This is a genomic window from Pontibacter oryzae (assembly GCF_003576375.1).
Lineage (GTDB): Bacteria > Bacteroidota > Bacteroidia > Cytophagales > Hymenobacteraceae > Pontibacter > Pontibacter oryzae.
Map to the genome: position 1 here is coordinate 504,299 of NZ_QWGE01000001.1, position 23,796 is coordinate 528,094.

A 23,796-nucleotide genomic window follows, 5' to 3' on the forward strand; every position below is an offset into this window, starting at 1 on the left:
AGACATTAAAAAATCACGGTTTTACATCCTTCTAAAACAAAAACCAGAATCACCTTATACATGTTATTACAGCCTTATCACCTCAGAATGCTGGCCAGTACCAGTAATGATAACCTTCTGAACAGCTCTGGAGATTGCAACATACATAAGAGACTTTTCTGACTGCGTATGTTCTTTCTTTCTGTCTTCATCCCAATTAACAGAAGCATAAGGAAGAAATGGACAGGTTCTATTATTCACATCTGCCAGGAAAATAACTTTGAACTCAAGTCCTTTCATACTATGGAAAGTAGAAAGCCTTACACCTGTCTTATCGCCAGCTTTCTCATTAGACGTGATATCGTACCAAGGTATATTCGCCTTATAAAGTGCGGATTTGAGTCCTCTTATTTCATCTTTCGTTCTGGCGCAAATGGCAACCTCAGATAGCAGAAAGTCTTTAGACTTTAACTCTGTAATCTTTTCTTTGATATAGCTGATTTCATCGTCCTTGGACTTGAAGATTTGGTAAGTAGGTACATCGCCATGAAATAGCGACACATATCCATTCTTAGATTCTTCTTCACCATCAAAGTCACTAAAAGCAATATCCTGAATCACAGAAAAGGCTAACTTCTTTATCTCCTCAGATGTTCTATAGTTTATACGAAGTCTTTTGCTTCTGTTACCTCTTATATTTATACCTGCTTTTGAGAAGTATATCTTTCTGTCGTAAATCTGTTGAAGAGGATCACCAACCAAGAAAAGGTCATTCTTCTTCTCCTCAATTAATGCACGCAAGAACCGCAACTCAACATTAGAAAAATCTTGTAGCTCATCTGCAACACAGTGAGCAAAAGGCTTGATGGAGTTTTCCGTAAGATAATCTGTTAACCTATTATAGATTTCTTCTTTATCTATATATCCACTTTCTTTTTTATACTTATCATAACTTTCAAATACGCTCCATAAATTTTGCCTTTGCTTCCTTGAGATGGCTTTCCCCCTACCCACTCTTGAGGTTCTCAGGTATTCCTGAAGTGACTTTACATTATTATGAAGTATAACTTGGTTGTATTCGCTTATAATAAAATCCCTGTCGAACTCAATTAGATTTTTTTCTAATAACTCGTCCCAAATCTCCTCTGCTGAGCGCACAGATGAAAAGCCTATTACCTTCGTATTATCATCTATTAAGCGGTAACTCTTTGCCAAATCATAAGATAAAGCATCTATATTATTGACCACGACTTTATACTGATCCATCCCCAAATCACTAACCAAGTCCTTTAAATTACTTGTAAGTGCTTTAGTATATGTAGTGAAGAGAACAGGTCTACTATCCTGAGACGCATTAACCAGGTATTTAAGTCTGTGTAAAGCTGCTACTGTTTTGCCTGTACCAGCTCCTCCAGTAACTTTTATAGGACCGTTAAAGTCGCTCTCCACAAGCTTTCTTTGAGTTGGATGTAGAAAGAACTTCCATTTATTCAGCTCACCTGCCAATACCTCATTAAATACAGAGTCATCAGTAAATTCAATAAAACTTCTCTGGTTGTTTACACTCTTAAGCTGATCCTCGAATTGAGTAGAAGCTACTTTGCCTTCTTCAATCTCATAAATAAGATTTTCAATATTAGCGCCATCAGCTAAATAGAACAGATTTTCAAAAGCATCAGCTGGAAGGTATTTCTCCAATGCCTCTAGGCCATCCAAATCAACTACTTTCCTGACAGAAGGTATTAGCACCTCTGGTAATCCGATTTTCACAAGATCTTTATCCGTATAATCTGTAAAAAGCTCAAATGAAGTTTCATTTTGGGAGCTACCTTGGCTATCAGTTTCAACTAACTGTTCAACATCTGGCGAAGTGAACAATTGGATGGATTGAGTATTGGTATTCCACTGAAAGATTTTATTGGTGGCCCAAGCCATAGCCTCGTCATGATTATCTACCCATAAAAGATAATAGGTGTCCCCTGTTTCTGGTGCCCTTAATATTATCCTGTACTTCTGGTCAATCCTGGCAGTTCTAAGCTGCTTATCTTTAAATGTAGAGATAGGCTCCAGATGTATAGCGGCTGACTTAGAATTCTCCCTGAACTTCCTTTGAAACTCAATCACCTTTTGCTGAGTCCCTCTTGGGAGTTTAATCAATGAGTCAAAGAATTTATCGTAGATGAGTAGCTTCATTTTCTATAATATCTAAATCAAAATTTTTAATATGATAAACCTTAAATCCAGCCTTCTCAAATACCTTTATATCTTCATCGCTAAAAGGATCAAAAACAATTTTCTTGCTTCCAATAACTAACTCTGCCTCAGCAACTACCTTTCCTTTATCGTTAGTTAAGGAGTTTATCGTCTCTAGATCAAGATTAATAAACTCATCTACACATTGATTAAAGTAGTATCTGATTACAGCGTAATATTCCTCTCCGAACTGCTCCAGTAAGATTTCTAAAGGATCACCTTCGTCACTTTCATCTATATTAATATGACCCTCGACCAGAACGTCATCATTGGTAACCTCTACTATGTCTGCTGAATCAAAATCACCAAACTGCATTAGGTTGAAGTAATGCCAGAACCATTTCCAGTCTTCCTTGTCTATATGTAGTAAGGGCTGTAGTTTAAACCTGCTTATAACCTCCCCTTTTACAAAGGATACAAAGGTGCGTGACTCAAATAATGGGCTATTTTTAACTCCCTGGAATGTGAGTAAACCATCCTTTAAAGTTGCTGCATCTTTTATAAATACATTGTTTCCGATGAAAGGCTGAGAGAAGTTTAGAACTTTCTTGAGGTCAGCAAAGTCAAAAGATGGCTGATACAGATTCTCATGATAAAAGCTCAGATAAAGAGCCAAAAGCTTTTTGAAAGATGGATTGATAACTGGGTTCTCCAGCACTACCAAAAATCGTTCTAAGCTGTTCTTTGCACTGATAAAGGGAACAGAGCTCCCCTTAACTATTTTATTCAGATCTTTTCTGGTTTTCGCAAATGGATTAGAGGAAAGAAGTTCAGCTAAAGAGTCATCCTTATCTTCATCGAACTGCTCAAGATCATACCAAGTGAGTGTCCACGTTTTATACTCTGGATTATCAACAATAGCCTTACGCTTCTGAACATCAGTACTAAACCTGTTATTTTCTCTGGAAGCATGGTACTGATAACCGTCTAAGTATATAGCGAACTTAGGTATCCCTAATAAATCCTCTCCCTCTACTGTCTTACCACCTCTTACAAAAGAAGTGCACTGGAATATAAAGTCAGTTCTGGTTAAAAATGCAACTCCATCACTTGGTCCCAAATCTACCTGCGGCCTGATATGATAAGATACATCCAAACCCTTACTCTTAATGGTGAGAGTATAGTTTATTACACCGTTTTCCTTTATATCCTCAAACTGCCATCCCAGCTTATCTGCTCTTTTTCTTAAACTGCGAATAAAGCGTTCCTCTAACTCTGATTCTTCAATTTGGCCAGCACTGGTAACACTACCCAAGCCATATTGCATTTTTTCCCAGCCTTCATTCTGTTCAAGTATCCTTTTGAACCGTTTCTCGGCTCGTGCTCTACTCAGATCATTTCTATAAAATTGGTTTCCGTAGGAGTATATACATCTATAACAGCCATCTTTCCCATTATGCTGACAAGCACAATCTTTGATAGCCTCATATGCATTCTTCAGTAGCTTACTAAATTCAGTTCTGTCAAATAGCTTCTCTAAATAACCTGTTCCTCCAGGTACTGTGTCATAGAGCACCAAGTACCTGTCAAATTTGAGTGTCTTGTTATTATACTCTTTGTATTTGCTAATAGAAATGTGCTGAGGGTTTCCCTTGTAATATTTTTTAAGTCCTAGCTCTATACCTGCCATAAACTGTAGAATCTCTTCCTCACTGTCTAGTTCCTGAACAGGCAATAGTATCTTAAGTGCTTCTGTAGAAATACTTCTGAAGAAGAAAATCTCTTGAAAAACCTCGTCTGGCTTGCCTTCATATTCTTTCTCCTTATGAATACAGAATGCATAATGAGCCTTATATTCCGGCTGATTGTAATGTGATGAAGATTTGCCACAGTGGCGACAGGTTATAAAACCATGGGCAGGTACTTCTTTCTCGTTAACAACTAACTTTCTGGCATTAACAACATCAGTACGACCCAGGTTAGTATTCGTAATGGTAACCTGCTTTACAAACTCTATCCCAAATGGAATGCGTTTCATTGCCCACGCACCCTGAGAAGAATCTTCTTTAAAATTAAAGTGGGTGCTTAGGTTAAACTGTAGACTGTCTCGCTCATCCTTATTATCTGTCAGAGTAGCATCAGATTGACTGTTAAATGACTTAACAGTTGTTAGCTTTGCAAACTTATGCACATTGGAGGCAGCCCCCCACGATTCATGACCGCATTTAGGGCAAGGACCTTTTTGGGCAGTAACGGCATCCTCTAAGTGATCACAGTTGGAACAAAATCTGTTATCATGATACACCGACTGATCAGACCAGTCGAACGTATTTACGCCCGTAACCTTAAACTTAAAACCTTGCGAGTAGAAATGATTATCAGGCGCAAACTCTTTCAGAGCAACGCTAGATGACCGTACTATTTCAAAATCTTTGTTAATAGGTGGCTTTGTACTGCCAATAGCTTTGTTGCCTAATACTTTGGCGTTTAGCACTACCCCCGTCTCAGGAAATGCATAGTTAGGAAGCGCTCCTATGTTTGTCAGGTGCTCTAGAACACTACGCTTCTCAAGGCTTTTCAATATCCCCCATAGGTTCTTCTTTTCACGCTCCTGCTCTATTCTATCCGGATCCTCCACACCTAGGTTTTGCTTTTTGATGTGTAGATCTATCTCTTTTCTCTTTTTCGCTATAGAAAGATATTCATCCTGTAGTTTTTTGAAAATAGACTTATAGAACTGATAAAATGCATCTGACTTTAAACTGAGCAGCAGTTCACTGAACACCTCTTCTTCAACCTCATTTTTATACTCTTCTTTGAATCTTTCGAACAGCACTTGCTCTTTTGATTTTATAAAGGAGAGTATCCTGTTCATAAAGAATTCTGGAGCATGAAGATCACTCGTACTGATTCTCAGAAACCTTACTTTGGATGGTATCTCATTAGCTGTTGGGCTAAAGCTTGTCCAGGTATCTATACAGAATGCGAAGAAATGTCTCTTTAAGATTTCCTTGGCTTCCAGATAGCACCCTGGCGTGGCAACTTCGCCTTCCATAATATCTTTTGGTTCGGCAAAGTAGTAGAGGTCATGCGCCTTACTTTGGGCAAAGTTTAGAATGAAAGCAGAGCCGCTTGATCTACCTGCCCGACCTATACGCTGTAGGTAATTTGAAGGAAGAGGAGGCACTGCATTATTGATAGCAGTATTTAGTGTACCGATATCAATACCCATCTCCAATGTACTGGTAGCAACCAATGCATTCAGCGAGTTAAACCTAGATCGGTTCTTAAAGTCATTTTCTTTTAATTCTCGCTCTTTGCGCTCTAACAGACCTGTATGGTCTGCTGCGTAAATCCTAGGTGACCGTGTTCTATTATAAACAAGCTGATAATAGTTAGGCTTTGCAGTACTCTCCGACTGTATATAATGACCATTGCATTGGTAGTTTATGCAGCTGGCTCTATCAATAAAGCGTTGATTACCCGAAGTGTATACTTTATGCCCACACCCACTACATTCCAAAGTATATGCTTGATTCAGAGCGAATACTTTGTCGGGGTTAATAGCATAGTTGCTTATATTGTTGGCATGAGCCACGTCAAAGATCTCAGCCTCTACAAGCTTTGCTAACAGCTCCGCATAAAACTCATTTACAAGATCAGGGGTGTTAGGTGCCATTAGAAAGCACTTTCTGAAGTAAGCATGAAACCAGTTGGTGTTTCGAGTATAGGTACTATCTAATACGCCCCTGTTGTCTCTTTCTGCTGTTAATATGCGTGGTATCCTTACTCTTGGACCAAACCTATTATTCAGGAAATGGCGTTCATCCCGCATCCAGTTCAAATCCCACAACCTCAGATCTCCATTTCTAAATTTGGAAAAGTAGGGGTGATTAATTGCCCCTCTGGTTCGAGTTCTATAAAGAAGAAGTGTAATGAACCTCAAGAACTCATCTCTACTGACCATGCCCAGGTTATTGTGATCCATCCAAGGCTCCATCAATTGCCATAGCTTTTCAAGAGATGGTTCATCAAAAGCAACTGCTGAAGAGGTTGTTTTCTCGAGTGTCCTACCTATTAATGCATTGTACCCAAACTCACTGAATATCTGCCATTTCACCCTTTCATCAAATTCTCTCTGAAAAGCAGTAGAGTAATGGCCCTTCTCATAATAATCTGCTGGAGTGGCTTTACCAATATAATCAGATGGGAAGAAGCGATAATAGAATGCATCCAGAACAGAATGGCCGGTTTCATCTGCTTTTTCTTTCCAGTAGCTGATGAACTTTTCAGACAGATCCGTTAAGGATATAGGTTTATCCTGTTGGTTGAGTACTTTCTGTAATGAAGCCCTGAATGTAAAGTTGTAATTCCTTGCTTCAATAAAACCAGCCTGATGGGCCGCATCCTGTACGCTATTTGTAAAAGCCAGCACCTTTCGCTTTTGCTCAGGCTGAGCATCCAGGTCAGTGGCTAACACCTGCCCTACAGCTATTGAGCTGAGGGTAGCCACCCGCGTACCAATTATACTCAGGCTGTTACGGGACGTACATTCTGGACAAACATGATCATTAAATCCTCTATCATTTATTTTCTTTACAGCTACAACCTTAACCCTGTCTTCTGCTTCACTATCATAGAACTCAAAGTTAGAGTTGTTGACTTGCTTTCTGAAAATGTCCGTAGGCTCATAACCATCTATGGGTTCATGCTCAGGGGTATTGATTAAGTAAATGTGCCTGTGGTTTGAGAAGAACTTAGAATATACATCCTGTATATCCTGTTCCAGTCTATTCTTATTATCATGCTTTTCACCTAACCAACCACTTGCTCCACATTCCCTACAAAACCATGGTGGCAAAGCCTGAATACCGTTTGGCGTTACATCATCCTTCCATGTAAAGACAGGCTCTTTTGTAAAGCTTCTTAATACCCCACTCAGCTCTCTGACCCAAAGCTGAGTATTGACAAAAAGAAAAGGAAATTTCTTTTTACTATTGCCACTTTTAGCCTCTGTAATCAGAGCCAGTAAAGACTGAAGAACTGTTTCCTTTGGATTGAATGCCCCTACTGGATCCAACTGAGGTAAGCCTTTAAAGTCAAGGTTAATATCACTGAGCGCTCTGATAATCTCCTCTACTGTTTTAACACCCGATTCACAAACTTTTAGTAGATCGTAGACTATGAGCTTATTCTTCAGATAATCACCCAACTCAAGACTATTGGTCTCCTCGCTCAGGTTCCATAGCTTAAGTTGTCTCTTTAAATAGTCCTCGTAACTATCATCAACTAAAAGTTGGCTTTTCCTAAGGCTGTTGATACCCGGCCAGTTATCATCAAGCTCACTCTTGTCCCTGTTGCCATAGAACTCGTCAATAGAGATTCTATTTTCGGTAATAATGGCAGTACTGTTAAATTCCTCTCCAAATACTCTCGCTGCGTAATCTGCCAACATTTGGGGTGCTTCCTCTCCAGATCCAATTGTAGCCGAGGTGCCAACAGGGCATATCTGTCCTTTAGGAATATTTAGTTTCAGCTTTAAGCGACGAATCAGGTTGGCTACGTCTGTACCTTGGGCCCCATCATAAGTATGAAGTTCATCCAATACGAGGAACTTGAGCAGTTCAGTATCTTTAAGATTTGCGGACCATAGACTATGGTACTTGCTTTGCATTAAGCCATAGTCCAGCATTTTAAAGTTTGTGAGCAGAATATCCGGAGCAGCGTCTACTATCGAATCTCTGTTCTCAATAATATTGTCAGCACCCATTGTTTTAGGGTACTTCTTGGCATCTTTGCCTTCGCCGATGAATAAGCCCGCCGTTATAACTCCTCGTAGGCGATCATCCTCATAAATCGCCTCAGCTAAACGTTTAGCCTGGTCGGTGGCTAAAGCGTTCATTGGGTACAGGATAATAACCTTTATACCTGTTCTGTGTCGGTTCTGGTAACAGTAGTCCAACAGGGGGTATAGAAACGCCTCTGTTTTACCAGAACCTGTACCTGTCGTGACGATAGCGGGCTCAGGGTTTTGTCCATTAGCAGTGCTAAGGCGGTGCCAGCTTTTAACCTGATGATCATAGGGAGGCCAGCTTGGTTTGATTTCTAAAGGTATAGTGGCAATGTCTTCTTCTTTCGCCTTTACAAAAGGAAGCTTGATAGAAACAAAAGGGCCCTTGAAGATACCGTTATTATTGTCTGTTAGGAAGTCGTAGAACGCCTTATGTACCTTCTTATCCTGAAAGGTAAAAGTGGCATTCAGATAGGCTATAATGGACTCTCTTATTTCGTATGCTTGTTGAAGACTGAGCATTTAGGGATCAGGAATACAGTTAGAATGAGCTATTAGTAAGCTTGTTTTAATTTTATAAATCGAAAGAAAATTCTTTATCGAGAGCCCGCAAATATTTTAAAGCCTCGCTCGATCCTGAGAGAGCACCAGCCAACTGTTTAGGCCCAACAACAATGGAAGCTAATTTTGCCCTGCTGGTTGCCACATTGTATCTGTTCCGGCTCAGGGAGTAGTCTTTTGAGGTATCTGGCAAAATATAGAAACATAGGTCTACATCCAGACCTTGTACTCTATCAACTGTTTCAATCAATACCTTTTTACCTTTGAGTTCAGGCAGCAAACTTGATTGTAAAAATTTAGCTGTGTCCACAAAGGGGGTCAGGATAGCTACTTCAAGCTGCTTTGTGTCAATTTCTTGTATGGAGTTCTTCAAGAATTGTAAGGATAAGCCCGGCTCTTTTGTGCGAGGCATAGCCAGTTTTATAAGCGTTGGACCTCCATCTGGATGAATATATTTCTCAAATGAGCCTAAATGTGCCAGATACTTTGTTTTAGTTTTCTTATTGCCCGATTTAAGAGTGTTCTCATAAAAATAGTTTGTGTAGGATACTGACCTGCCTGTTAATCTATATGAAATGATTTTTCTTAGGTAGGCATAATCAGAAATTTGAACGAAGGTTTCTAACCCGTTTATGAGTTTATAAATGTGTTTCGATATTCGCTCAGGTCTGTTCTGGTTTACGATAGGCTCAAGCTGGTATGAATCTCCAACAACTATTACTTTCTTACCCATTTTTAGAGCTCCGGCAATGGTTGTCAGAAATGCCTGGCTTGCCTCTTCCACGATCACATAATCAAATACAGCCTGATTGAATTCTTCCCATGCATTGGAGAAAGTATAATACGTCGCCAGTATAAGGCTGCCAGGGATTGCGGTTACCTGAGAAATAGGCTGTAGCTTTGGAAACTGAGCTATCTCATTAGTTTTTAGACTTCTCTTATACACTACACCCTGATCTAGGTATGGCTTCAAGAACTCTTTGTTACAAACCTCTACTACAGCTTTATTAGTTTGGGCAGTAAGCAATACTGAATTATTTTTTGACAGCAACTCAGACACAATTTGCGCAACTAAATGAGTTTTGCCTGTACCTGGAGGTCCTTGTATCGAAATAACATTTTCCTTCTCAGCACGAGATATTAAATCCAGATATTGCTTATCACTATCAACCGTTATCTCCGGAAACCGATTTTCCTCTAATGTATATTCAAAGTTAAGTAACCGGCAGTAACTGGCATTAGAAGTACTGTTGCTCTTTACCTCTTCTGTTAGCTTTTTTAAATTGATTAAATACTCATAAGGTGGCTCTTTAGGCCCCAATAGCACTACTGCATTTGGCTTAAGCCCATTTAAAAATTCTGGACTTACATCATTGAAAATTCCAGCTATTCTATTAGGATCTCCAGACAATGATTCAGTGTAGTTAACCAATTTAACTTCAGTAATATCTTGTTCTGCAACATCACCTATAAAGTCTTGATATGTCCTTCTTCCCCAGCTGCTCTCATGCACAAACTCTGGGCTCACCAAAAAACAAAGATATTCGCTATCTAGCCTTGGCAACTTCTCACCAGCACTAAGCTTAAAGTCTATGAATATATTGCCCCTTTTAGGATCATAACCAGTATACAAACCTCTGTGAAGCTTACCATTGGCTTTTAGTGAAGCTGCCGATGAATAAAATATCTCTTTAACGGCCAACTCAAGCGTATCCAGTTCTCTCTGGTAAAACTGATTCTGCTCATCAAGTGTCATCATTGCTCCTTTTTAAAATGTGCTTGGGTCAAAATCAGACTGACCTTTGAGTGACTGATTTTGCTTTCTTTCCTCCCGAGAATCATAAAGTTTCTTTCTCATTTCTTCTGAAGTCACGAACATGAAGTGAGACTGATATTGGCGAGCCACACTAATCACCTGCCGAAACTGCTCTTTATCCTTATTATTCTTTGCCCTTAGCAAGAAGTAACTGTTTTCTGGATTCTCAATCAGTTCATCTATTCCGACAAAATGCTTTACTTGTCCATTAGGATAAAGAACAATAACGCCTGTTTCAGACTCATATAAGTCTTCCATTATACCAGGAGTAAGGAACAGTAAACCGCCCACAGCAGAATGGAAGTAAAATTTATAAGATATTCCATCTTTCTTGGCATTGTATATTGCATTACCTGATATAAAAGATACAGAGAATTCAAAGCCTGAATCCGCTAAGTGTATAATTCCTTTCTGCAACGCCTCTTTATTCTTAGACATTTGTACTACTTTGTCCAAGTCTCGGAAATCTCTCACTATTTCCTCATACTCTGTTGCATAATTTGGATCATCATAATCCTCCTCTTCTCTTCTTCTAGGCTCAGATTTGTCTGCAATTATACCTTTTACTAACTCAAGTATATGTGCAGTATCACTTAACTGAAGAGATAGTGCTAATTCTTGATCATCTTGTATGTTAGTATAATATGAGCCATCATGTTCCAATACCTTTTCTTCAGTTTCATAGACAACAATTGCCTCATCAAATACAGTATCCATCCTGCTAAATTCAGATTGAATTCTATAAATTTTATAAGTGTCTCTGTAAGCCCAGTTTTGGTAGAACTGATTGCCCCACAGTTCTGCATCTTCTATACAAGCAGGATCAAGTACGTTCTTTTCGATTTCAACTGCCTTTTTCCCTAAAATTAACGATAGCTTCACGGGACAAAAAGATGGAATTAGAGGGATATTATTCGCATTAGCAACAACGCTAACTTGTCTAATTTCTTCTTCCGTAAAATCAGAAGGGATAAAATATTTTGCAGCTTTGGTAAAGCTATAAGCTGTTATCCCATCTTCTTCAAAGCTCTCTTGTATTACATGGCTTATCACATGCCCTGCCTTCCCCAGCATGGCCTCACATAATTCTACATAAGCTTTGGCTTGATGTGAAGAAAGAATTTCAAATGTGCTGACTAACCATTCAAGAGTGCGGTTATATGCGCCAATTGGTATTTCCTTTGAATGAATTAAAGATGAGTAAGTATCATCAAATTCATCTTTCAGGAATTGTTGACGGAGTTCAATTAGGTCCGAATCTGCCCCTTTAAGACCTGACTTATAAAGAAACTCCAGATTAGATTTATCTAGTTTACCCCAAGTTTCAAGCCATTTAGGAGGCTCCTCAATTGACCCTTCAAGCCTAAGTCTAGCGTCAAGTATTATAGCATCATGGTTATTAACTTGCAAACATTTTAACAGAGGAAGAAAGTGATATGCTTTTTGTTTCTTTATCTCATCTAAAAATCCATTTGTGAACCTTTCTGATAATCCAGAATTGAAATTAAGGCCAGTTATAAGTTTAAAACCAGCATCAAAAAGGCAAACTGCAAAAGCAAGTTTATAGCCTGAATAAGTTTTATCTTTCTTAAATATTTCTTCAATTTCTTTAGCAGTCACTCTATGAGGCTCAAATAGTTTTTCTAGCTCTTTAGATGACCACTTCGGGAGTATAGTTTTGATCTCTTTAATTGAAAGCCCCTTGTTATTTGTTTCAATTAGCTGTGAGAGCTCAAAAACATATTGCTTGTTACTTTCGGTGTTACTTTTTAGTACAACATCCTGAGCTGTATTGTATTCTTCTCTGGTTTTACCATCAATGGTAATAGCTTTCCTTACACAATTTAATAAGTCAACTTCTGTCTTTGATAACTCTTCTTTTAATAATATAGGCTTTATTAAATTAAGAGTTGACAAAGACCACGTATTAGTACCTTCATCAGTAGTATAAAGCGGAATTTCAGAAATATTGCTTAAAAACTTAAGCTCTCTTTCAGCACCTTTCCCCTCTATAAACTCAACGAGCTTGCAATCGTATTCAGCCTCATTTAAAAGGTGATCAATCAACTCCCGCTCATACATAAGCTTGAGATCTTCTAAGGCTTTGTCTCTTATGCTACCTGGCAACAGGAAATAACTGTTCTCATAACCATTAAAAGAACACGCATATTCGTACAGTTTTTTATTTGCCCTGACCTGATGTGTACCACCAGTCTTATTAATCCCTATCTGAATATTAGAGCTATCTGTACTTTTTAAAAGTACCCGATTAAACAATGGCTCTTTATGTTCAGACGACTTTAAATACTTAATCAAAGCATCAATGGAAGATACAGGCACCTCTAAATCACTCTGCATATAACTTACCACAGACTCATCTTTACACTTAAAAGCAGCACTTTCAATAAAGTCAAGCGCTTCGTAAACAGGAAGGCTAAGTTTATAATTACTGCATTCTTCCAGAATCTCTTTTACAGCATGAAATTCATCCCTTGTTAGATTCCTAAGGGCATCATTATACAGCACATTACCAGGAATGTCAAAAAGCAATTCATCAACTGTAGAGGTACAGATAACCTCTATACTTTGGCGGGATAAATCCTCATATTCACTCTCGTCTAAATACTTTTTAAGTGCCTCATAAAATGAGGGCAGAGTATCTGCATTTACTTTTGCCTTAACTAATTCTAAGTGTTTCTCATTACATACAATTTCATCGATTACCTTGTCGAAAGTAATGGTAGCGTCAGCTAATGGAGTATTCTTGATTAGCTGCCAGTCAGCAAATGTTAAATAAAATTGATTGAATGATGGATGAAGATTTGGTGTATCTTGATGGACAAGTGCTTTTAGTGGGAGATTAAGGCCTCCTTTTGTAGGGAAAATAGCAAGTTCTGAAATTGCTATTTCATAATAATTACCTCTTATAGACTTAATAAAGCTTAATAGGTTGATTGCCTCAGCAGTGTTATAATCTTGTGAAGCGGCTAACGATTTTATTTTACTATAGAGTAGCTCTGCATTTTTGTTAAGGCTTTCATCTGTTACTAGAGTATTGATAATATTGGTATACGAACTAAAATCATCTGAAAACCTTAATCCTGTCTTAACCAATACATCTGCATATTTTTTCAGTTTGCTTGTAGTAATCAATAAAGCATATTGGTCCTTTTCATTGAGCCACTCAATATATCCAGATGTTAGTCTAAGTTCTTTAGCTTCGTAAAACCAAGATTTGCTATGATTATCAAAAGAATGCTGAATGTCACATGAAATTTCTTTATTAAACTGAAAAAGATTAAGTGTACATAGCACTTCAGTAAGTTTATCTGTAAGCTGATGTACTTCGCATTGAGGTATCAAATCTTCTTCAACCCAATTGATAAAGGGTTTGATAGTTTCTGATGGGACATTTACCAACCATTTTTTAAGAGCTAGGCATTTTTCATCATCAGCTAATGCTTCCAGTAATTCAGCATATCCTATTTTGGTAATCTCCCCGAATACTTCTTTCTTAAGTATTCTGCTATCAATATCGCTAGCTGGCAACTTTTTGCCTGTACCTGTTATCTCATGATATAGCGATACAGGTATAACTTTTGTAATACCGATCAGATCTAGTACGGTATCTTTCTGATGCTGCAGTTCACCGTCCTCGTTCCGTATAAATGCTACTTCCTCTATTGCTTGTAGGTATGAATTGTTAAAATACTTAACTAGCTCGGTTACGTCATTGTCCTCTGCTTCCATCTCATTAGGCAGGAGCAGGTTTAGATAATTAGGTTCATCTTGGAGAGCAAGGTTTGCTACCCATTCAACCATCTTTTTGCCTATCAAACCCATCAATAAATGATTCCATGGATTATCTCCTTGTAGCTCTTCACGATTTGAAGAAGGTATAAAATCCGCATTTACTAGAAAAGGCAGTCGAAGACGATTCTCACGCATAGGTAAGTAAGTGTAGAAGTAAGAGAACCTTTCATTCTTCTTAAAAGAAGGTTCTTCATCTACTTTACCTTTAAAAACCGGTGCGGCGAATGACACAGTAGCAGCTTTGAATGCAGCAATTTTGGGAGGTATAGTCTCCAATTTTTTACCATCTTTAGTACTAAAGAAGTAGCGTTTTTCCCCTATTTCTATAGTATCTTCTTCTTCACAGCGAACTAAATCTATATCAAGCTCTTCAATTAATTCGTCGTTTACAGGTACTGCAAATTCTTTAGTTGTATAGGTTAGAAACTCAGATGGCTTTGGCTTTGGGAAATCCAGCTTTATGCTAACTACATCATCTTGCTTCTTCTTATTAACTCTAAGAAAATGATTACTGAATTGCACGAGAGAAGTATTTCTTAAGAAAAGCAGGAATCTGCCATCATCAAATAACTCCTTTATCTCATTTTCATAACCTGTTAAGCTATTAGCTCCTATTTTAAGTCCAATGCTTACATTGTTATTCTTTGTGAAATCACTTTTCTCTAAATCATCAGGCAAAGTGTCTGCCCACAGAGGCAGTAGCTGCCATGGAATACTGGTTAAGCCCTGAAACTTCTTGGAAGCACTTGCATATTTCTTTTGATCATCTTCACGCAGCCCTGGATACTTGATGTATTTATCTCTGCCCTCAAAGTAAAACGTATTAAAGCTTTTATAGCTTTCGTTGTATCTATCAAACTTGAAGTTGAAACCACCAGATTTAATGATAACTTCTTCAGAATCTGTAAAAACTGACTTAAAGCCTATACCCTTATAACCTGTTTTATCCTGGCGCTTCTGTTTGGTACTTTCTGCAGCACTTGTGATAGACTCTACATCATCTTTATCAAAAGGAAGTCCATCATGCATCAGGATAAGGTAATCACCTTTTGTCTCCAGATAAAACCTAACATCTCCTGAAGATGTAGGCACATCATCTGCATTCTGCAAGAGCTCAAAAAACATCCGTTTTCTTGAGGAATAAAGCCCTTTTCCTACCTCTTTTAGTAAGCTGGCAATAATTAAGTTGGCATCTGGGTTATCCAGGCGTTCAAAACGTTGCTTTATAACTTCCTGAAAAGGGTTATTATCTAACTTTTTGTATCCTTTCTTTTTATCAATATTGAGGTAATACTTATCTCCGGTTTTGGTACGGATACTCTCAGGTGCTAACGCAATACTAAACTCATAAAACCCGCCATCTTCTAACTCAAGGATACTTATTGGTATACCAACCCCCATTCTGCGGCCTGTATCAGGGTGAATTAGATACTTACACTCATTAGCAGAGATAAGCTCGTTCAGATAGCCGCGTTCATCATTTAATTTGGAATATATACCGTAGAAACGGTTTTCAGGCACGTGCTGTGCCGACAAGAAGTCTTGTATGGTCATGGTAAGGAAGGTATTTGTTTTCGATAGCTATATAGTAAAAGCAAGATAGTAATTAGTTTATAAAAAATATAAGCCTGTAGCCTTATAATTTAATATTATAAGGCTACAGGCTTATATTTTGCTGCGCTATGTTAGCGTTTATGCTTCTGTGGTAGGCGCTACTTCTACAGGTTCTTGCTCAAAAACCTTCTCAAAATGCTTCCAGGCCAGCTTGTAGTCTTCTACCCGATCACACTTATCGAATGGGGCGTAATAGGTTACTTTTTTGCCATAGTATAGCTCACTCTTCTCTATGGTATGATCATATGTTTCGCCTTCCTGCAGGTTGCGTATTTGCTCCCATACAGGACGATCTACACCTACACCTGTAAGGCCTTTAGAGCAGGTAAAGACAATATTTCCTTTCTGATCATACCAGGTATCATCTTCGTTCTGTTGTAGGACAGGGAACTGCACATTGTAGATAAGTATAAGTTCTTCCAAGCTCAGACCAAGAGCCATGGCAGTAATTACATCTATCTCAACGAGAGCCTGTCTACGTTCAAACCAGTTACGTAACGGAGTATCCCATGTCCATTCTTGGCTGAGGATCGAGAAAGGCTTTAAGCGAGAATCCCCCTTACTCCACTCATCTAAAACAAACTCCGCTTTCCAGCTTCTTTCCCAAAGGGTGGAATAGTATTGATTAAGACAGTTAAGTAATAGCACTCTGGCAATTAAAGCCGGTTTGTATTCATCGCTAACACCTAAAGGGAAGGATTGTATTGTAACATCATATAAATTTGATCTACCTACCGTCTTGATGAAGAAATCTAAAACTATAGAAGATGTAAGGGCTGAAAACTCGAGCAGTCTTTCTGTGTTTTTAAATATTAAGCTTATCACACCATTTACATGTGCAGCTTTAGGTGGAAGAATTGAACCAATAAGTGTTCTTTCACCTGATTGGCTCAACATTTTCCGAAACCCTACTTTATAGTGATCAAGCCAGTTGTCATACTTAGGATTACTTTCTCTATCCTTACCTATTGCAAAACCTCTCATAATACTACTATATTCCTCTGTCACATTATGAGGAACATAGTTTGTTCTTGGAAAATAGCTTGAATCTATAAGTAATGAATCTACATTATCATATTGATGGTGCTTTATACAGATTTCTTGAGGACACTTAAATAATGGATTTCCAACATAAAAGTGGGGCCCACTATAAATCATTTCATAGCTTTCAAAATCAGGATACTTGGTACTACGCTGAATATATCCTTCATTAACGTCGTTTGTTTCATGCCAACCCTCACTTATTTTAGTTTCATATTGACTTACAGACGAAGAAAAGCTTCCAAACTGTTCTAGTACACTCATAATCTCCTGAGCATGAATACTTACAAGCCTTGCCTCTTCCCATTTATTACTTCCTTCAAAGGTATTCGCTAGTATTCTAAGTCGTTCCTCATCTATTTTTATTAGCCTACTGGAATGGGGCTTAATGTTCCAGGTATAACTCCCTGTTGCGTCATCTTTAATTTTAAGTCCATGGCACATTCCAGTACCATCATGCTTCTCACTTGAGCTAATAGTAGCTGGATGATATAAGTTGTTTACAGATACAAAGCTTATATCTTTCTTTCGACCAGAATATATATTAACACTATAAGTTACCCAGTGTAGAATCTCGGAGAATAATTTTAAAGTATTGACGAACTGGAAGTGATACTTTAACCTCGGATAAATTTCCTTCCTTAGAGTCTGGCCTTTAGGATCATCATATACTCCTTCTGGGTGTAATAAGCCTAAAAATCCTTTTTCAGAAATCCAGTTGAAACCATTCGAAAGAACACATTTATAAAGATTAGTTTGCTGCCCTACTAATAAAGGATAGTTTTGATATGCGTTCATGAACGTGGCAGCAGATTCAGTTCCAACATATTCTTCAAAGTATGCTTCTTTATGTGCTGCCACCTCTAAGAATGAACTTTGTAGCTTACGTACTTTAGGAGCAGAAACTTTGCGAATCTCTAGTTCAGGGAAAGCTTCACCCATAAGCCCTTTCTCTTCAAACTGCAACTTCAGCCATGGCGGGTTACCAACAGCAATATCAAAGCCTCCTCTTTCCCTAAAGACCTCGATAAACTCTAACTGATAATGAAAGAAGCGGTGTTGCTTATTTAGTTGGGCAACAATCTGCTGCCGTTTAGAAGAGAATAATTCCTGACGCTTATCAGTAACAAACTCCGAAATAGCTTCCTCAACAACTACCTTTTCATCATCATTTCTGTAAAATTGCAGTTCGCTTTGTTTTACTCCTCTAAGCGATTCACTCTGCATAGATTTAGTAGCATTAATACCATCCTTCTTGTCCTCAGGCTTAAAGTCAAGTATAGCTGCTACCTCATCGAACCATTGCTTTCGGGTAGGTAACTCAGAAGCGTCGCGCACATCCCAGAACCACAGGCTACACCAGTAGTCCATCACGCGCTTCAGCTTAAAGTATGGCGCATTTTTGCCAAAGCGAGCCTCTACTAGTTCCTCTTTCTCAGCATAAGAATGGAAGTGCAGCGTTGGCTTTTCAACACCAAAAATGCCCGGCAAATCGCGGGTAAAGGCATTTACTTTCTGCTGAAAGCGGTAATGTTGTTCAAGTAACTTATCAATCTGCTCAGAAAGCTTTTGTAGTAATTGGTACTCATCGGCACGTAGCGGCTCACAAAACTTTTTGCGCCAGTCGCTTACGCGCTTGGCCTCGTCGGGGTATTCGCCTTTAAGCAACTTTATACCTGCCGAAGGTACCATGTTCACATCTGGCAACAGAAAATGGTATACTTCATCTTCTTTTCGATTGATCTTCTCTTTGCCAAAAGCCAATGCCTTAGGCGCCTCGTTCCACCACTCTTTTTTCTCACACTTTGTACCTGCTTTACCAATAGGCACAAAAGCAAACTGCTTATGGCGGTATACCTTTAACCAGGCACCTACTACGGCATTACCTACTCCCAGGCGGTAACCGAAGAAAGGCGTATGCATTTCTTTGTGTATCACGTTAAGCCACAGCGAGAGCTTGCCCAGCTCTACTGCGGTTGGGTTAAGGTCAACGCCATAAACGTTGTTCAGGGCAATGTATGCTTTAACTTTTTGCAGCTCCTCTCTGAACTGGTCTGGGGCTACTTTCTTTTTAACTTCTTTCTGTCGGTAAGCCAAATAAGCTTCTGCCAACTGGTTTATTACCTCGTTATGGAAAGCGGCAGCGCCCATGGCAGGCTCCAGTATCTTCAGCTCTAACAGGTCCAGGGCTTTCATTTCGCCTTTATCCAGCTTTTCCAGTATCGGCTTAAGGGTATACTTTACCGTACATTGGGTAAGTACCTCTGGGGTATAATAAGAAGCAGATTTCTGGCGGTCACGGCCACTCAGGCGGTAAATGAAAGTACCTTTTTTGTGCACCACCATTTTATGGTCAGCGTCCTTCAGCACTTCGCCTTCATCAAAGTCGTCCCGGCGGTGGCGTGGCACCAGGTAAGTACCCTCGTTTGGCTTGCCTTTCGGGTGTACTTCTATGTATTCTGTCTCGGCAAAGAAACCTCTGAAAGCCAGCAAGCTCTCATATACACTACCCAACTGGTTTATACCCAGGTTGGCATAAGAGATTCGACCACGTGCCTTGCCTTTCTGCTTACGGGAGAGTGATAGCTGGCAAATAATGTCCTGCCATACTACGTTCCTTATCTTTACCTGTGGCAGGTATGTTAACTTTCTGTCTTCAAACAGAGGGGTATCCAGGCTTCGAACTCTAAAGCTCCTGTTATCCTGTTCTTTTTCTCGGTAACCGCTATTAAGCAGGTTAAACAAGCGCTGCAAAGATTCGTGGAAGAAATAGCCATTTTGGCTAGATGCCGTATTAAGTGGCACCTGCTCCAGGTCGCGCAGCATTTCCAGGGAGTAGCCATGCTGGTAGGTCTGGTCGTTAGCAGGCAGTATGTCCAGATCCGGGCGAGACTCTGCATAAAACAGGAACAACAAACGGTATACCATGGTAAGGCAGTCATCCTTCAACTTCGCTGCATCCAGTTTCAGTTCTTCCTCTTCTGGTTCGCCTGTTTCCAGGGTCTCCTCATCGCTGGTAAGTGTACCCTCAAGTATGGCTTTCTTGTGTGTTATATTCTGGAAGTACCATACTGCCTCATTTGCCAGCGCTTCTACGGCATGTATTACCCCTTCTTTTAGGTCCTGAGTTACAGCATAGGCACTTTTATGCGAATCCTCGTCTAATTGCTCCATCAGCACGATGTCCGCATCTGGTGCCAGCGTTTCCTTGCTTATCAGGAAGTAGAATAGCGAGTAGTAATTCCTGTTCTTAGCGGTTTCATTAAACAACTCCTCCAGGTCAAACTGCAGGTAGCTACCTCTGAACCACTTCTCCTGCTCCAGCAGGAACACTACATTACCCGCCAACAGCAAAATATACTTTGGTCTGCGGTGCTGGTCTAACAGGAAAAGCTCCGATACAGCTTTGTTGATGATGGCAGGAGATATTTTAAGATCACGCGGTACGGTAAACACATTCTCCCATTGCGAACGGTGGTAGCGCTGCGGGTTCTGTACAGTCGTATCGTCTTCTACGTTGTAGCGCTGCTCAAACAGGCCATCAGGCTCCTCATCCCCTTCCTTTATCAGCGCCTGCATTTCCATGATCATCAGGTGCGGGTTCTCGCCTCTGAAGAGCCTATGGCGCACAGGTATAACCTCCTCATCATTGATGTAGAAAAGGTCTTTATACTCTGGCTTATCACCCTCATACCCTAAGGCGTTAAGCACAAGCGTATGAAACTCGTGCGTCTTGGTAATCTTATCCTTCACCCGTAGGCGGTCTTCCAGATAGCTTTGCTTAAAGCGGTAGTACTTATCTTTCAGCGCACTGATACGCTTGTTAAAAACCGTTATATCCTCTGCCGCATACCCAGACTTGTTCAATACCTTGCTGGTAAAGTCTTCGTCGAAGTAGTTGGAAGAGAAGTAATCGCCTATATTTTGTATGAACTTAATCATCATGTGCCTTTAGTTAATCTGTTTTCTGGTGCAGCTGACTAGTTATAGAAGACAGCCAGTATTTTCAGGTATGCGTCCTGGTTAAGCGAGGTAAGATCTTTGTAATATTGGCTCGACCTGCTCACAATAGTTTCAATCTCACGCTCCGTATCTTCTTTCTTTCGCATAATGATACCCGTCATGGTTTTATCCTGAAAGTCGATAGCTACCTGCTCTTTGGCAGAGGCTTCCCAAGCTTTCAACTGCTCCTGGTATTTCGTAAGCAAGCCTTCCATTTCAATTTCCTTCTGCACTTGCAGCTGGCGCATGTATAATTCCTGCCCGAACTGTACAACCTCTGGCAACAAGGACGTGAGTTGCGTTGTATCTGACTCAGCCACATATTCTGTGCTCAGGTCAGCATCTAATTTATACTTGTCTACAAACTCCTTAAGCGTATAAGGCTTGTCAGCTATACCTCCCGCCATACTCAAAGGCACTACAAAGAAAGAAGACACCACAGCCTGCCCCAGGTTATTCGTGATCTGGCCATGCACCACAAAATATGCTCTGCCCTCTGGCAGCCTAGATAGCTTTGCCACAAGCGCCACATCCTTATCTACACTCGCTTCTAACTTCGTCATGAAGTAGCGCATAATAGGGTGCAGATCATATAGCATCTGAAACTTGGCCCACTCCCCTTTTTTCTTCCGTGCCTCCTCTATGGCATTCTGCACCGTACCCTTATCAGTACTCAGGCGGTAAATGTCGTTTACCTTCACTTTCGCCTCAGGTGGCAAGTCGTACAGTATAGCGTTAAGTTCTTTTGTATTTCTGATTTCCAGATAAGTAGGATCAACAAAATTTGCATCCTGCTGCTCCAACAGCTGCACACTCTTTAGCTGCTCAATCAGGCTTTGGTAGAATTCGTTGTCACGCTCAAACAGCGTCGCAACCTCTTCAACAGGCTCCTCCTCTACATGGCTGTCTGTTATATCACCCTCTCCTGCAAAAAGCGCGTCCAGGTCAAAATCAATATCGTCGCTTAAGAAACCCTCATCCTGTTTTGCAATAGCCTGCTGTACAATTTGTTCTTCCTGACCTGAGTCATAAAGTTTCAGTACTGAGCCAGCATCCCCTAAGGTCTTGTATACCTCTTCCTCCTTTTTAGTAAGGTTCTCAATGATGTGCAAGTCCGTTTTTAATCCCTCTACTTCAGAAGTTGCTACTAGGTAGTAGATATAAGGCGTGTTTTTCTGGCCGTAGCGATCTATCCTACCGTTTCGTTGCTCCAGGGTTATCAGCGACCAAGGGATGTCGTAGTTAAACATCCTGTTACAGTAGTAGTGCAGGTTAACCCCCTGAGAGCCTGCGTCAGAAGCAATCAGAATCCTAACATCAGAGTCTTTCTTACCGAAGTCTTCAACTATACCCTGCTGCTCCACATCTGTTAAGCCGCCATGAAATTCAACTATAGCTTTCTCATCAAGATTGAAGTCCTGCGTCAGGCGCTCCCGTAGGTATTTTATGGTATCAATTCGCTCAGCGAAAACGACAATACGATCGTCCTTTGGTCGGCCACTCCAGCCCAGCTTAACAAGCTGATTCTTGAAAGCTTCGTACTTGGAGTCCTTTTTAGAAGCAAGTATAATCTCTAGGCCTTCTTTTAGACCTTTCAATAAATCAAGATTATCCTCAGCCTTTTCTGTCTGCACACCAGACTTCTCAATCCTGTCTATTCGGTTACAAATAGTTGAAAATGCAGCCTTAGGTGAGGACATATAAGCTTTGAACAAGCCGATCGCAAAAAGAAAGTCCCTTTGCTCCGCTCGTTTGTTCTTACCAAACAGGTTTTCCTCTGTCTCTTTATCCAAGTTCCTGAGTGCCTCAAACTTAATCTTTTGTTGCTCTCTCAGGAAGTCTTCTTCTACATCAGTAAGCGGCGCATGTATAGGTACAATCTTGCGATCCTGAAAATTGGCCTGTACCTCCGCATCAAGGATGTGATGTTTAAAACGTCTAACGTAATATGGCTCCACGTCAGCTTTAGCGTAGTCACCAGTACGAGGTATAGCCGTTGGCTCAATCATGTTTATCAGATTGGCAAAGCTTTCCTTTTTACCGTTGTGTGGCGTAGCAGATGTAAGCACCAGCGACTCACATTTAGTAGCCAAGAACTGCGCAAGGTCGCCTCGCTGGCTGGAAGAGTTGGCTACCGTATGGCATTCGTCGATAACAATAATATCCCAGCGTGACTTTTCGATGTAGTGTCTGAATTTAGCGTTATTCTTTAGTGTGTCGATAGACACAATAGTCTTGTCGTAGTAATCGAACGGGTTCTTATTGGCGGGTAATTCTGCCTTGATCTGGGCTATACCTTGTGAATCAAGACGAACCAAAGGTATAGCAAACCGATTCCACATTTCCTGCTGAAACTGCCCCAGAATAGATTTCAAGGCCAGCACCATCACACGCTTCCCCTTTCCTCTCTTAATCATCTCAGAGAGGAAAATACCCACCTCGATGGTCTTACCCAAGCCAACACCATCAGCAATCAGAATACGGGGACGTGGTAGCTTAAACGCTTTAAGAGTGGGATCAAACTGGTAGTCGGCTACATTGAAAGCAGCTTTCTGAGCTATACATATCTTGTTACTGTTAGTAACAGAATTTCTTAGCTGCGTCTCCAGGTATAGCTTTGTTTTCCTATACCCATAATCGGTATCGGCCTCTAGCTTGGTATTTACAGGATCCAGCACCTGAATATCCGTATCTAGTTTAGAATCGAATGTAAATCGCTTTCCTTTTACCAGTTCACTTATCCCTTCTGCATCCAACAGAACAGATCCATCATAGTTTTCAATGATATTGGTAACCAGGAAATCCTCTCCTCTTGTAGATATTCTCGTGCCAGGGGCGTATGCAATGCTCATCTCGTGGGTAAATATTATATCATAAAGATATAGTAAAAATCCATAAAGATACAATGATCTATTTAGGTGACTACTATCACCTACTTAACAAATTGTCAAAACATTGATTATAACGAGAAATGAGTTCTTTGCCC

6 protein-coding genes are annotated in these 23,796 nt (G+C 40.0%); all 6 read right to left on the reverse strand.

What is annotated here, in order from left to right:
* Positions 1-66 precede the first annotated feature (66 nt).
* The 6 genes from D1627_RS02095 to D1627_RS02120 all read right to left on the reverse strand — a co-directional run bounded on the left by D1627_RS02095 (position 67) and on the right by D1627_RS02120 (position 23,662).
* Positions 67-2,172 carry a UvrD-helicase domain-containing protein gene (locus tag D1627_RS02095; RefSeq protein WP_119430552.1) on the reverse strand — a complete coding sequence of 702 codons (2,106 nt, stop codon included), beginning with the start codon at positions 2,170-2,172 and terminating at the stop codon, positions 67-69.
* Positions 2,150-8,485 (reverse strand): DEAD/DEAH box helicase, encoded by a 6,336-nt coding sequence (locus tag D1627_RS02100; protein ID WP_119430553.1) that lies wholly within the window; start codon positions 8,483-8,485, stop codon positions 2,150-2,152. The genes D1627_RS02095 and D1627_RS02100 overlap by 23 nt, the downstream gene beginning before the upstream one ends.
* Positions 8,486-8,537: 52 nt before the next feature.
* Positions 8,538-10,283: an AAA domain-containing protein gene (locus D1627_RS02105; protein ID WP_119430554.1), complete on the reverse strand. Its 1,746-nt coding sequence runs from the start codon at positions 10,281-10,283 to the stop codon at positions 8,538-8,540.
* A 9-nt stretch (positions 10,284-10,292) separates the two neighbouring features.
* Positions 10,293-15,707: a sacsin N-terminal ATP-binding-like domain-containing protein gene (locus tag D1627_RS02110; protein WP_119430555.1), complete on the reverse strand. Its 5,415-nt coding sequence runs from the start codon at positions 15,705-15,707 to the stop codon at positions 10,293-10,295.
* Between the two features lie 138 nt (positions 15,708-15,845).
* On the reverse strand, positions 15,846-20,753 hold the full coding sequence (locus tag D1627_RS02115; RefSeq protein WP_199688356.1) for an Eco57I restriction-modification methylase domain-containing protein: 4,908 nt from the start codon (positions 20,751-20,753) through the stop codon (positions 15,846-15,848).
* A gap of 35 nt (positions 20,754-20,788) precedes the next feature.
* Complete coding sequence (locus D1627_RS02120) at positions 20,789-23,662, reverse strand: helicase-related protein (RefSeq protein WP_119430556.1); 2,874 nt, start codon at positions 23,660-23,662, stop codon at positions 20,789-20,791.
* Positions 23,663-23,796: the final 134 nt, after the last annotated feature.

What these genes read in the sequence shown, in the direction of transcription:
- D1627_RS02100 (WP_119430553.1), bottom strand. Translation starts at nt 8,485, where the DNA reads ATGCTCAGTCTTCAACAAGCATACGAAATAAGAGAGTCCATTATAGCC.
- D1627_RS02110 (WP_119430555.1), bottom strand. Translation starts at nt 15,707, where the DNA reads ATGACCATACAAGACTTCTTGTCGGCACAGCACGTGCCTGAAAACCGT.
- D1627_RS02105 (WP_119430554.1), bottom strand. Translation starts at nt 10,283, where the DNA reads ATGATGACACTTGATGAGCAGAATCAGTTTTACCAGAGAGAACTGGAT.
- D1627_RS02095 (WP_119430552.1), bottom strand. Translation starts at nt 2,172, where the DNA reads ATGAAGCTACTCATCTACGATAAATTCTTTGACTCATTGATTAAACTC.
- D1627_RS02115 (WP_199688356.1), bottom strand. Translation starts at nt 20,753, where the DNA reads ATGATGATTAAGTTCATACAAAATATAGGCGATTACTTCTCTTCCAAC.
- D1627_RS02120 (WP_119430556.1), bottom strand. Translation starts at nt 23,662, where the DNA reads ATGAGCATTGCATACGCCCCTGGCACGAGAATATCTACAAGAGGAGAG.